The organism is Clostridium sp. UBA7339 (genome assembly GCF_002470865.1).
Taxonomy (GTDB): Bacteria; Bacillota; Clostridia; order Clostridiales; family Clostridiaceae; genus Clostridium_J; species Clostridium_J sulfidigenes.
Window position 1 is genome coordinate 221,438 of record NZ_DKPI01000010.1, and the last position, 14,547, is coordinate 235,984.

Below are 14,547 nucleotides of genomic sequence, written 5' to 3' on the forward strand. Positions count from 1 at the left end.
AGTATCTAAAATACATATAAAACTTATATATTTACTCTTCTAATATCTGCACCTAAAGCTTTAAATTTTTCTTCTATATACAAATATCCTCTATCTATATGCTCAATGCCTTCAACTTCAGTTTTTCCTTGGGCTGAAAGACCTGCAATAACTAAAGCTGCACCTGCTCTTAAATCTGTAGCTTTAACATTAGCTCCAGATAAATTTTTAACTCCATCTATTATAGCTATTCTACCTTCTATTTTAACATTTGCACCCATCTTCTTTAACTCATCTATATGCTTAAATCTTGATTCATATATACTTTCATTTACAATGCTTCTTCCTTGCGCTATAGTTAAAAGAGTACTCATTGGCTGTTGTACATCTGTTGGAAATCCTGGATATGGTAAAGTCTTTATATTTACACCTTTAAGGTTATTTCCACTTCTAACTATAACTTTATCCTCATCTTCTATAACTTCTACACCCATTTCCAAAAGCTTTGCTGAAATAGATTCTAAGTGTTTTGGTATTACATTATTTAATGTAACATCTCCACCACAAGCTGCTGTTGCTATCATAAAGGTTCCAGCTTCAATTTGATCTGGTATAACTGAATAATTACATCCTGAAAGTTCCTCTACTCCAGTAATCTTTATTACATCCGTTCCAGCACCTTTTACATTTGCCCCCATAGTATTTAAGAAGTTGGCCACGTCTACTACATGTGGTTCTTTTGCTGCATTCTCTAAAACTGTAGTTCCTTCCGCAAGAACTGCTGCAAGCATGATATTTATAGTAGCTCCTACGCTAACTACATCAAAATATATAGTTGTTCCAACTAATTTTTCTGCAACCAGATTTACTGCACCATGTTCTATGGTAACTGTAGCTCCTAAGGCTTCAAATCCTTTGATATGCTGATCTATTGGTCTATCTCCAATAGGGCAGCCCCCTGGAAGTTCTACTCTAGCTTTTTTAAATCTAGATAATAATGATCCTAATAAGTAATAGGATGCTCTCATATTCCTTACTTCTGGGATTGTAGCATTGGTTGTTACTATATTTGTGCTATCAATTTTTATTGAATTACAACTTGATTCTACCTTACATCCTAAATATTCTAAAATAATTTCTAAACAATTTATATCTTCTATATTAGGAACATTCTCTATTGTACAAACTCCCTTAGATGCTAAAATTGCTGCTGGTAAAATTGCTACAGCTGCATTTTTTGCGCCATTAATATTTACATTTCCAAATAATGGATTGCCTCCATTTATAACTAATTTTTCCATACAGGTATCATCCTCACTATTTATATAATGTCCATACTTTACATATGTTAACTTAATTCCATGTCTATCTATATCTATGTCAATTAAACTTAATTCTTAAATGTTAAAATCTCATAATTATAATTATATCACAATGTTCGTATATTTTAATAAAAATTTTAAATTTATAAGTGTAATTTTTAATTTTTATTTTTATATACATATAAAAGTAAAAATATAATTAACTATATATGTCTATTATAACCTATTATTATATGTTATAATACTGTTAATTGTAGCGTTAAAGTATTTTATAATGATATAATACTTTATAATAAAAATCTACATTCGGGAGGAAAAAATGAAATATTATTTAGTTGCATTGGTGGATGATAAATCTGTTGATGACATTATATCTATCCAAAAATTTTTAAATAAGAAATATAAGTTGTATAAAAACATATCTAATTTGTACATTCCTCTAGGTTCTGTCTCTAATACAGAGCTTGATAAATTAGATGAGATAATCTCAAAAATTTTATCTCCTTATAAAAAATTTAAAGTTGGAATTGATAATGACATTTTCATTAACGATACATCTAATACCGTAAACTTAAAAGTTAAAGATAAAGGATACATAAACAAGATATCTAGAAGCATGTTTGACATGTTTAATACTCATGGTATAAGTGTTAAAGATTTCTCAACACTATCCTATTTTAACATGCCTATTTCTAATGCTAACAACGCAATTAGAAAGGCTTATTCAAATAACTTATTTACCTTAGATGAAAATAAAGATAAAACTGATTTGTTTAATTTTACTAAGATAAATAAAATCGAGATTTGGAAACAACTCAACAATAGAAGGGATACCTTAGTTAAAAGTTATGATTTAAAAGAGTTTTAATATTAAAAACAATTTCTTTTCTATGATTTTAACTTTATAATTAATAAAATTAAGCGAAGATATACCCCTTAAATTTTAAATAATTATATCCATATTAGGGTAAGCTATCTTTAAAAGGATGGTGAAAGTTTTTATGTTGGGTATAATTTTCTCAATAATTGCAGGGGTAACTATGAGTGTTCAAGGTGTATTTAATACAGAACTCTCAAAAAAAATTGGACTATGGGAGACCACAGTATTAACCCAAGCTATTGCACTTATAACTGCCCTAATAGTGTTATTCTTTGCAGGTGACGGTACCTTTAGAAATTTAAAAGATGCTAACAAACTTTACCTTTTGGCCGGAGTATTGGGTGCTGTTATTACGTTTACAGTAATTAAGGGTATGTCTAGTCTTGGTCCGGCTATAGCTGTAGCAACTATTCTTATTGCCCAACTTATTGCAGCTGCACTTATCAATCATTTTGGTTGGTTTGGCTCTACTGAAGCTGGATATGGAATACGAGAATGCATCGGTGTTGTCATAATGATAGTTGGAATTATAGTTTTTAAATGGAAAGGATAGCTTCTATCTTTTCTATTTTTTCGTAAGGAGTTTTAACTGTTCTCAAATAGAAATCTTTTTTCATATAAATCGAATTATTAAATCTTAAATTATTATTAATAGGAGGTAGACTATGGATTTTAAACAATTAGAAGCATTTATTACAGTGTCTAAACTTAGAAGTTTTTCTAAGGCTGCAAATGCTATTTACCTATCTCAACCTACTATAAGTTCTCATATTTCTAGTTTAGAAAAAGAACTTAATATTCAATTATTTGATAGAACATCTAAGGAAGTTAATCTTACACCTGTAGGAGAATCTTTTCTACAATATGCTAATGATATTATAAATTTAAGGAATAATGCTATCACCGATCTATCTAACTTCAATAATAATATTACTGGTGTCTTAAACATTGCTGCTAGCACTACTCCATGCAATTCCTTACTACCTACTCTTGTTTCAACCTTTAGTGAACTCTACTCAAACGTTAAATTTAACATTAAAGAACAAGGTTCTGTATCTATAATTAAAGATATTATAGATCTTAAATGTGAAATTGGTTTAGTTGGTACAATCATAGATAATTCAAAAATAAATAGTTATAAGATAATGGAAGATGAACTTGTTATTGTTTCTAATCCTAAATTAAATTTACCTGAAACTATTTCTATTGATGATTTAATAAAATATCCTTTTATAATAAGAGAAAAAGAATCTGCCACTCGACATACTTTAGAAGCTCAGCTTCATGCTAACAAAATAGATCCTAAGAAATTAAAAGTTCTTTGTGAGGTAAATAGTGTACATGCTCAACTTAAACTTATTAATCTAGGATTAGGAATTTCTATAATTAGTAAAAGCCTATGTGATGATGGCTTTATTAGTGGTAACATGTGTATAAGTCGAGTAGAAAATGTAGACTTAAGAAGAGATCTTTTCTTAATAGTAAGTTCTAAAAGAACTCTTACTCCTATTGCAAGAGCATTTTTCTCTATGTGTAAGAACATATATAATTTATAATAAAATTTACAAAGCTTTAAAAGCTAAGATTAGAATATAAAAATTCTTAATCTTAGCTTTTATTTTTATAATAAATAAAAGCTTTAACAAATACTCCTAGTTTACATATACTAATAAGTGTAATAAGTATATAAGGAGTATTTTATGCTTTTTAATAAAAAACTTGATCCAACTCTCAAAAATGTGATGGATAATGATATTTATAATAGATATAGAATAATAATTAAATATGGTAGCATTAAAAATTCAATAGAGAAAAACATTAAATCCTCAAAAGGTGAAGTCTTGTATAATATTAAATCCTTGCATTGTTTATGTGTACTTGCTACCAAAAGAGCTATTAAAAGAATTATAGAGCTTCCGGAAGTCAAATATATATGCATTGACGACATAGCATTTTTATGCAACAAAAATATCCTTCATGCCAATGGAATTTTTTTAGACAATAAAAGATTTGAAGTGTTAAAAAATAAAGAGGTTTCCGGTAAAGGCATAGGTATTGGTATTATTGATAGCGGCGTGTATCCACATATAGATTTATCTACCCCATCAAATAAAGTAAAAAAATTTATTGATATAATTAATGGTTCAACATACCCTTATGATGACAATGGTCATGGGACTTTTATTTCTGGATTAATATGTGGAGAAGGTACAAATAAAAAAGTAAAACAGCATGGCATTGCTGTTAATAGCCATTTAGTTATGGTAAAAGCCTTTAATAAGCTTGGTAAAGGGTATATTTCAGCTACTTTATTTGCTTTGGAATGTTTATATAATAGTATTGATGAATTTAATATAAAAATAGTATGTGCACCTTTTGAAATAACTACTTTAAATAAGTTTATTTTATCTCTATATGATAAAATTTTTACTATACTTAGAAATAAAAACATAATAATAGTTGTACCTGCTGGTAATAATGAAGATAAAGAAGATACTATAAAAGGTATTGCTCTATCTGATAAAGTGCTTACAATAGGTGGAATAGATACAAATTCTACTTATAAAATAAGTGATTATTCCTGTTGCGGCTCTAATAAAATATTAAAAAAACCTGATTTTGTTGCTGCCAGTGATGATATTATATCTTTAAACACTGACTGTAATTATATATCTGAGAAAGATGGTGAAAAAATATATCCCCCGACTCTTACTTCCCCTTATACTATTCGTAGTGGAACCTCTATATCCTGTGCTTTTATAGCAGGTATCTGTGCACTATTATTTGAAATAAACAACGAGTTTACCTTTGATGATATATATACTTTATTGAGAATAAATTCAACCTTGATAAATGATAAAAAATATAAACAAGGTAATGGATATATAAATATTAACAACTTAATTGGTACTGATTTGTCTTCTATTTTAATTAATAAGGATAATAAAAATAAGCATAAACATAAAAAGTAAAGCACCCTCATTTACATGGGTGCTTTACTTTTTTATATTAATTTATCATTTAATAATTCATTTCTTAACATATCTAAAATATTTATAGTAGATTTTTCTCTTATTTCTTGCCTATCTCCAGAAAGGTTTAATTCTTTTGTTGTAACCTTGCCTTTATAATATAATCCTATATATACTCTTCCTACTGGTTTCTCAGCAGTTCCTCCACCTGGACCTGCTACTCCTGTAGTTGATATTCCTATATCAGCTCCTGAAGTCTTCGCTATTCCTTCAGCCATTTGAGCTGCTACCTGATGGCTAACAGCTCCAAATTTCTCAAAAGTTTCTCTTTTTACGTTAATTCTATTGATTTTAGCTTCATTACTATAGGTTACTACTCCTTCAAGTAAACTTTTTGATATACCAGGATAGTTAATTAATCTTGCTGCAACCATTCCTCCTGTACATGATTCTGCAGTAGAAATAGTTAAACCCTTATTAACTAACATTTCTCCTATTGCATCTTCTAGAGCGATCTCTCCTTCTCCATATATACTATCATTTATCATAGTTAATCTTAATCAGAATTCATAAGTAAATTATAACTTCTGATTAAATTTCTCCCCCCTTAGTTAAACACATTTTCTAAGTTTTTAAATACATCTTTATTTTCTTTAATCTTACCATCATTACCAAGAACCACTATATAATTCATCTTCATAACATCTGCTACTAATTTTGAGAAGTTATTAATATCCTTAACTGTAGTAGATAACACTTCTTTTCTTTCTTGCTGTCTATCCACCTTAGATATTCTTCTTATATAATAGCTAACTGCTGCATCTCCTGCCATGGATGGAGTTAATTGCATATCTAGTTCACTTATAGTTCCTATAATGTATTTTAGCATCTCTCTATCTGTAGTTGTAAAATTATCCAAGTATTTAGCTGCATTATCATAAGTCTTTAAGGTCTCTTTTATATTAGGGTCTCTATAACTAGCAAACATAAAATTACCACTTCTCACTATATTAGCAAAAGCTCCATAAGCTCCACCCTGTACTCTAACTTTATTCCATAGATAATCCATGCCAATTATAGTTTTTAGCACTAATAACTTTCCTGTGTACTCATATCCTAATTTTTTATAATTATATCCCTTTGCCACATATTGAACATTAGATGGAGTAAGCATTCCTTCATTTTTGTTTTCTTCATGGAAGCTATACTTATTAATTTGTACTTCTTCATCAGATAATACTTCTAATATCTCTGAAACATTCTTCTTTACAGCACTAACTTCTTCATCTTTACCAGTTACTGCCACTATTAAACTATTTTTATTAAATACCTTATTCATTATAGCTTGAAATTTCAAAATAACACTATCTATTCTATCATCAAAGTTATTTTCTATCTCCTTTAAGAATTTATAATACTCATATCCTGAAGTTTTTTCTATATATTCATAAGCAGGAGAGAAATAAGCTCCTAATCTTGTAGTTGCAACTTGATGTCCTCTATCCATAAGCTTCATTTCTATTCTTGATATTAGAACTCTTATAAGTTCTCTTATTCTCTTTTTATCTTCAAAGGATGTATTCTTAATTATATCTGCCAATATTTCTAAAGCTCTTGGAACTCTATCTACTACTACACTACAATGTCCTTCAAGATAAGTACTATATCTAAGGACATCTTTACTATCGCCATATACTTCATTTTTAAAATATATTCCACCTGTATTAATTAGTATTTCATTAGATAAATCTACATAACTATAGGTTTTAGTATTAATTTTACCTAGTAGTGTGGTTAATAGACTTAGATAGGAAATATCTTCTTGTGCTATGGTTCTGCTATCAAACATAAAATCTAAGTAAGCAATTTTACTTGTAAATGCATCATGATGAAGTAGCTTCACTCCGGAAGCATCCTCCTCTATAACACTCAATTCTTCAACTTTCTGGTCTATATCATCTATAGATAATACTGGTATTGTTTCTAATATTTCCTCTGGATCAGGAGTATTTTGTCTATTTATTAAAGACTTTGTTTCATTAATTATGTCTTGTATTTCCTCAACAGACAGATTTTCTTTATATTCCATTAATCCAGTTCTTAATTTTTTATCCTTTTTATCTGCTAACCCCCTTTTAGGCGCTAACACTATTAATGAGCTATGATTATTGTTTAATATATATTTTTCAATTAATTGCTCAAAATAATTTGAAGTTAGTGCTTTCTTTATTTTTTCCATATTTTTTTCATATTTTAAGTGAATTAACGGATCTTCATCATGTAGCCAGCTATCCATAGCTGTCATATAATAGAATAACCCTTTAGGCATGCCCTGAAAATCTGCTTCTCTTAACTTAAATTCTGTAATGTTTATGCATGCTTCTATTAATTTTTTATCAATTCCATTTTTAACCAACGATTTTAATGTATCAAACACTACATTCTTAAATTTTTCTTTTTTATTTGCATCACTATTTTTAAGTACTATACTAAATACCGGTTGTAAAATCCCATTATCAAAACTTCCATATACATCCTTTCCTAGGTTAGCATCAAGGATTGCTTGTTTTAATGGAGCTCCTTGAGTTTCTAATAAAAGATATTCCAAAACACTTAGACTAATATATAATTCATCATTAGTACATTCTCCAGTAACAAAGTTTAATGCCATGAAAGTTTTTTCATCTTCATTATCTTCATTAGAAATAGAGTATTCTGTTACAACCTCCTTCATTTCTTTAAAAGGCTTCTCTGGTAATATTTCAGCATCAATATCCTTTTTTTCAAAATTGTTTAAGTAATTGTCATTAATAAATGCTAATCTTTCATCTAAGTTTCCGTCTCCATATAAGAATATATAGCTGTTAGATGGATGATAGTATTTACTATGAAATCCTAAAAACTCCTCTTCAGTTAAATCTGGTATGAATTCTGGATCTCCACCTGATTCAAATCCATAGGTATTATGTTCAAATAAAGATTTTTGAATTCCTCTCATTAACACTCCATCTGGTGATGAAAATGCTCCTTTCATTTCATTATAAACTACACCCTTATAAGTTAGCTCATCTTCAGCATTTTCTAATTCATAATGCCAACCTTCTTGCATTAAAATTTTCTTTGTATTATATATATTAGGATAAAACACTGCATCTAAATATACATCCATTAAATTAAAAAAGTCTTTTTCATTTTTACTTGCTAGTGGATATATAGTTTTATCACTAAAGGTCATAGCATTTAGAAACGTGTTTAATGATCCTTTTATAAGTTCTACAAAGGGCTCTTTTGTAGGAAATTTGCGTGAACCACATAATACACTATGTTCTAATATATGAGCAACTCCAGTATCATCGCTTGGTGGTGTTTTAAACCCTATTGCAAATACTTTGTTAGAATCATCATTTTCCAGATGTAATAATTTTGCCCCTGTTTTTTCATGTATAAAAACTCTAGCTATAGAATTTATTTCTTCAACCTTTTCTTCTCTATGAAACTTAAATCCATGATATATTTTTCCTAAATTATAATTCATCTTTCTCCTCCTGCTATTTTATTATTTTATCTTTTAATAGTACTATTATTATTTATCTCCCAAACTTTAATATTCATTATTATATTTTAATATAAATTTTAAATAACTTATAAGTACCTTTCCCTATGGAAAAGCGCTATACCTACTACTTAAATTATATCTTATATATACTATATATAAAAATATATACTTTTAAGTTTTTATTAATTACCTATTTATGATAAAAGGTATGAAACTAGCTCTCTAATTTCATACCTATAAATTTAATATTATTGATATTCTTTTAGGATTGGAACAATTATTTTACCTAAGGTATTAATAAAATTTAATTCATCATAAGTAAACTCCTTATGATTAATTGATGCTGTTAAGTATATTACTCCAATTATATTTATTTTGTCTTTTAATAAAACTATAATATTAGATTTTAAATCAGGAATGTTTTTAATTTCATCATATTCATCTATGCAATCCCAATCTACTCCACAAATATTTTCTCCTGAATTTATTGTAGCCCTAATCTTATTGTATTTACGTATTTCATCAAATTCATTGCGTGTTTCATCTATAATTTTAGAGTATCTATTGACTAATTCCCCTTGTTTTATAGTAAACAAGGTACATGAATCTGCTTCAACAATTTCTGTAATTCTATTAATTGTGATGGCAATTTTTTCATCTACATTTCCCTCTGAATTAATTAAATCTATGAATTCAATTAAAGTTGAGACATTCTTATAGTCTTGATTTTCACTACCTACAAATATACCACTTAATTTATTTGTAGTACTTATTTTAGAACCATAGGATTCTTCCCATACTCTAGTAGCATTACGACCACTATTTTTAGCTGCATATAAAGCTTGGTCCGTTTTTTCAATAAGCTCTTCATAGGTAGTCGTATGATTAGGATAATTAGCTACGCCTAAACTTACAGTTACTACTCTTTTATCTCCCATAACTTTTGCCTGATAAATTTTCACTCTAATTCTTTCAGCTATACTCTTAGCTTCCTCTATACCTGTATTAGGTAATACAATAATAAATTCTTCTCCACCATATCTTCCTACTGCATCATCTTGTCTAATATTTTTTATAATTACTTCACATATCTTACTTAATACTTGGTCACCCATCCTATGTCCAAAAGTATCATTAATGGTTTTAAATTTATCTATATCTACCATTATAGTTGAAAATTCAGAATTAAAATTAAAAGATCTGTCTATCTGTTCATGAATAAATGATTCTAAATACCTTCTTGTTAATGTCTTAGTCAACTTGTCTATAGTAGAATTTCTTTTTATATTAAGTTTATCAATTATCATATACAAGATTTTACCTATAGTTACACACTGGTGCATTGTCTCCTCATTTATGTTATTTAATTTCCTTTTACTTTCCACATATACATATCCTAACACATCATGATTATAATCATATTTACTCATACCTCTACTGTTTTTAGAAATTTGAGTTATTGGTATACACATAGCTGCTTTTATATCATTTTCGATATCATAACTTAGTATATTCCCATTGGCATCACAAATAACTTTTCTACTTAACCTAATAGGTATTCCCTTATTTCTAGCTATGTTAACTATAGACATATCATTTGGGAGTTCTACATCATTTCCATCACTTGACACTACAGAAAATCTATTATTATTCTCTATTATTATATTAGTTTTCGTTGCTAAACTAATATAACTTATATATTTGCATATGATGTCCATACTTTCTTGACTATTTCCACATAAGTTATTTAGTAAGTCCTCAATACTATCAATATCTGTAAGATAATCCTTAGATGAATCCTTTAAGGATTTTATAAATTCTTCATTTACAAAATCACTCTCTAATATAATTTGAAATAAATCTTCAATATTTTCTGTTGTATTAATATTTATTGGGTCTAACTTTATTCCTTTTCTTTGATTATAGTAACTTTTTATTTGCAATAATATTCGAAAGCAATCCACCATGTTTCCTTGATTCTGTAAAAAATATTTTCTATAGTTCTTAGGAATTTGCAATAATATATCCTGTATTATATCACAGGCCTCTGAAATATATAACGCTGCTTTAGCCCTATCTCCATTCTCATAATAGGTATATCCTATTTTATAATATATTTTCCAGGATAAATTAGAATTTTTAATATCCTTATATTGAGCTAATGCCTCTTCTAAGGCATCTATAGGCATACATTTATCTATAACAGCTTCAATATATATTAAAGTCAATTTATTAAGATCAGACTTTATTTCATGTTCAAACTTTTTAATGTAATAAAATATTTCTGTAGCTACACTATTTAAGTCTTGATTTAAAAGTTGTAAAACTCCATCGGATAACATTGACACCCTTAAATCTACATATAATATCTTTTCACTAGCTTCAATTACATCTTCTATACTTTTCATTTTTCTCTCTAAGAGTATCTTGTTTATAATACAAAGTAGCTCCATTTTATATTTCATTAAAGAATTCGTATTATCAAAAGCCTTTTTACCTTCTAATAAATAATCCATAGCTTTTTGTCTATTACCAATTAAGGAATTCATATAATATTCCAATATATAGTATGGAACTAACTCTTGCTCAAAAATTGAATTTCTTTCTATATATTTGTTGCATATATCTATATATCTAAAACATTCAGAATACTTTCCTTGTTTATATAATGTAGATGCCATATATACATAATTATAAAAATTCATATATATTAATTCATTTTGAGTAGCTATATTAGAGGCCTTATTTAAACACCTATATGCTTCATCATAATTTACTAAAACATAACTAAAAAATCCCATATTAGATAAAGCTATTACTTCATAAAACTTGTTTTGTTCAAGCTTACTTATTTCATAAAGCCTATCAAACCAACTCAGTGCTTCATCACCATATTGATAATAATCACCATATATAACTCCAATGCTATTATATATTCTAGGTAGTGCCTTAGTATAGTTCTTTTCATAACATTCAGTAACTGTTCCTTTTAATATCTTTAAAGCTTCTTCTTCCTTACATTGGGCAATCAGTGCATTACAATAGCTATTATAGAAACCAACTTTATAATCCATATGCTCTTCTTTACAAAGGCTTATTCCTTCCTTACATACATCTTTAATCTTCTCATACTTTCCAGTATTATATGAATTTCTTACTATTATTCTTAAGTATTCTATAGTACCTTTTAAATAATCTACATTTTCTAGTGCTTTTGATATTTTCTTAGTATAGTGCTCAATCTCTTCTTCCATACACAAATCTATGTATATCCAGATCATTTCTACCATAATATCTATATTAGTAATTATCTTATCTTGAAACTTACATAGTTCTTGAGCTTTAATATAATATTCTAATGCTACACTTTTTTCAGATATACTATTGTATAACTTACCTAAATTCATATTAGTTTCTATTTCATCATTAATAAATTCATCTCTATTTTGAAACTTATCAATGATTTGAAGAATCTTAAAACTATGTCTTATAGCTTCATTCACACTGTTTATATTCTCTAATCTCTGCTCGTTCTTCTTATAGTAGTATATAAGTTTTCTACTAAGCCCTAAAATCTCAAGATGATAGATAAGTTCTTCTATATAGATATTTAATTCATCATAGCAATATCGTTCAAGTACTACTACTATTTTTCTATGAGTATCTTTTTTTATAGATTGATCTACATCCTTGTATAGATAACTTCTTAAAAATTTATTATAAAAGGTATACACAAATCCATTATCGCCTATGGAACTATATAATATACCCTTAGCTACCAACTGATCAACTACATTATCTACATCACTTTCATTTGTTGTAAGTACATCTTTTAATACTCTTACTGGCATTGGTGTATAAAAGAATGAAATTATATATAAAATTTCATAGGATAGTTTGTCTACATCTTTTAATTGGGCTTCACAGACCTTTTCCATATTCACTGGCATATACATATCATGGTTATCAGGCTTATACCATCTACCATTTTCTTCGTTTAAATATATGATTTCTCTATTACATAAATCCTTTAAGGACTCTTCAATGAATAATGGATTTCCCATTGAATATTTATAAAATCTACTTATAAATTCATCAGATATCTTCTCAATATTTAATATATTTCTTAGCATCTTTGCAGAATTGCTCTCTGTTAATGATCTAAGGTGAACATTTAACGCAACTTTATCTGCAATGTATTCAATAAACTGTGTAAAATTATTGTTATTAAGGCAATCACCATCCCTATATCCAATAATAATAAGCACATTAGTCCTAAAATAGGTTTTGTTCAACATATATTGAATTAAATTTAGTGTTAATGTATCATACATATTCATATCATCTATAATAATTACCCCTGGATTATCATAGTAATACTCTTGTAAAAATGATGATATCTTAGCTATAAGTATAAGTCTTTCTTTATTTTCTAGCTTAAAATATCCCAAATTTTCATTATTATTATCTCCATAAATGTCTGGAGCTAGCAGCATTATTTCTTTCTTATATTTGCTAATTAAATTTTTATCTGCAATACTCACTATTTTTCTTAATAACTGTGCAATAGTAACCTTTGTAGATTCTTCTTTATTACTTTTCATATAAAAACATCTAAGTCTTTTATTTTCTTTAACATTCATAATGTATTTTATGTGTTTTAATAACCGAGTCTTACCTATTCCAATTTCACCATGAATTAATATAATATTTTTAGTTTCATGATATTTAACTATATGATTTATGGACTCCATAATCATTTTTAGCTCTTCATCTCTACCTATTAATGGGATATTAAAATTTAATTCTCTTTTTTCACTACTAACTTCATATTTAAAGTTCATGTTATATATGGAATTAACTTGTTTAATAATATCAAAAATACTATTTATTGAGTTATCTCTACTACTACATAGTTTATCTATTAAATTATATAGTTTTACTCCAAACAACTCTTTATATTCTTGTCCTTCATTACTTCCCATGTGTTTTGTAATTATTTTACAAGTTTTAGAATCTCTATATCTTCCTTTATTTTTTAATGAAATATTAATTAATATTTCACATAATCTATTTATATAGTATCTTTCTTCTTTAAATTTATTAGAAGTAACCTCTTCTATGTCTTCTGAATAACTAGCTATGCCTGTTTCTCTTGATTGTAAAAGTGCGGTTAATTTATCTTTTAATTTAACTTTAAAATCTAAACTTACATATATATTGTCATCACTAAATGGAACTACTTTCATATAATTGTAACTTTGATTATGTGCTACTACACATATTTCTAAAAATACTTTAATTAATATTTCTTCAGAAATGCCTTCTACAGCATCTAGCAATAACTTGTAATCACTATATACTTCTGTAGTGTAATAATAATTATCCATCTTATCTTTGTTATCTACACTGTTTACTACACCAAAATCTAAAATTCTTATAACATCATTTTTTATAGTGGGTATTTTTTCATATTCAGATATACAATAATTAATTATTTTATTTTCTATATTAGAATTATTTACAACATAAATGTTTACCATAGACATGTTATTATTTATGTCTATGGCTTCATATACAGAATAAATTCTATTTTGGTTTAATAATTCCACTATTTTATATCTTTCATTAATTATCTTCATATTTAGTACCTACCTAATTAAAATAATATTAAGTTTAATGTAGATTATTGTTAAATAACTCCCAACTATCTATCTTTATTACATATTATACCATACAGCACCATAATAATGTACTTATACATTTTCTTAATGACAAAATAATTTCTTGTATTTTTAGACAAATATCTTCAATTTAATATTAAATTTTAATCCTATT

General features: G+C 27.1%; 7 protein-coding genes and 1 pseudogene. 4 read left to right on the plus strand and 4 right to left on the minus strand.

The genetic code is table 11. The annotated features are described in order from the left end of the window. Positions 1-23 precede the first annotated feature (23 nt). Complete coding sequence (locus B2S02_RS11625; protein WP_346920733.1) at positions 24-1,280, minus strand: UDP-N-acetylglucosamine 1-carboxyvinyltransferase; 1,257 nt, start codon at positions 1,278-1,280, stop codon at positions 24-26. Between the two features lie 340 nt (positions 1,281-1,620). Here B2S02_RS11625 and B2S02_RS11630 point away from each other — a divergent pair, with 340 nt between their 5' ends. The 4 genes from B2S02_RS11630 (at position 1,621) to B2S02_RS11645 (ending at position 5,153) form a co-directional block, all read left to right on the plus strand. Further along, complete coding sequence (locus B2S02_RS11630; RefSeq protein WP_035134591.1) at positions 1,621-2,169, plus strand: hypothetical protein; 549 nt, start codon at positions 1,621-1,623, stop codon at positions 2,167-2,169. Positions 2,170-2,302: 133 nt separating this feature from the next. Continuing rightward, positions 2,303-2,734 (plus strand): DMT family transporter, encoded by a 432-nt coding sequence (locus B2S02_RS11635; protein ID WP_346849199.1) that lies wholly within the window; start codon positions 2,303-2,305, stop codon positions 2,732-2,734. 112 nt (positions 2,735-2,846) lie between these two features. Then, positions 2,847-3,737 carry a selenium metabolism-associated LysR family transcriptional regulator gene (locus B2S02_RS11640; RefSeq protein ID WP_346876266.1) on the plus strand — a complete coding sequence of 297 codons (891 nt, stop codon included), beginning with the start codon at positions 2,847-2,849 and terminating at the stop codon, positions 3,735-3,737. A gap of 144 nt (positions 3,738-3,881) precedes the next feature. Then, on the plus strand, positions 3,882-5,153 hold the full coding sequence (locus B2S02_RS11645) for a S8 family serine peptidase (RefSeq protein ID WP_346920734.1): 1,272 nt from the start codon (positions 3,882-3,884) through the stop codon (positions 5,151-5,153). A 32-nt stretch (positions 5,154-5,185) separates the two neighbouring features. Here the strand turns inward: B2S02_RS11645 and B2S02_RS11650 are convergent. From B2S02_RS11650 to B2S02_RS11660, 3 genes and pseudogenes are all read right to left on the minus strand, one after another. Next, positions 5,186-5,701 (minus strand): annotated as a pseudogene (locus tag B2S02_RS11650) (nicotinamide-nucleotide amidohydrolase family protein); the annotation flags it as partial. Positions 5,702-5,760: 59 nt separating this feature from the next. Then, the gene (locus B2S02_RS11655) at positions 5,761-8,688 is read right to left on the minus strand and encodes an insulinase family protein (RefSeq protein ID WP_346920735.1); all 2,928 of its coding nucleotides are present in this window, start codon (positions 8,686-8,688) and stop codon (positions 5,761-5,763) included. A 269-nt stretch (positions 8,689-8,957) separates the two neighbouring features. Next, entirely contained in the window at positions 8,958-14,351 is a 5,394-nt protein-coding gene (locus tag B2S02_RS11660) for a diguanylate cyclase (protein ID WP_346920736.1), read from the minus strand. Positions 14,352-14,547 lie beyond the last annotated feature (196 nt).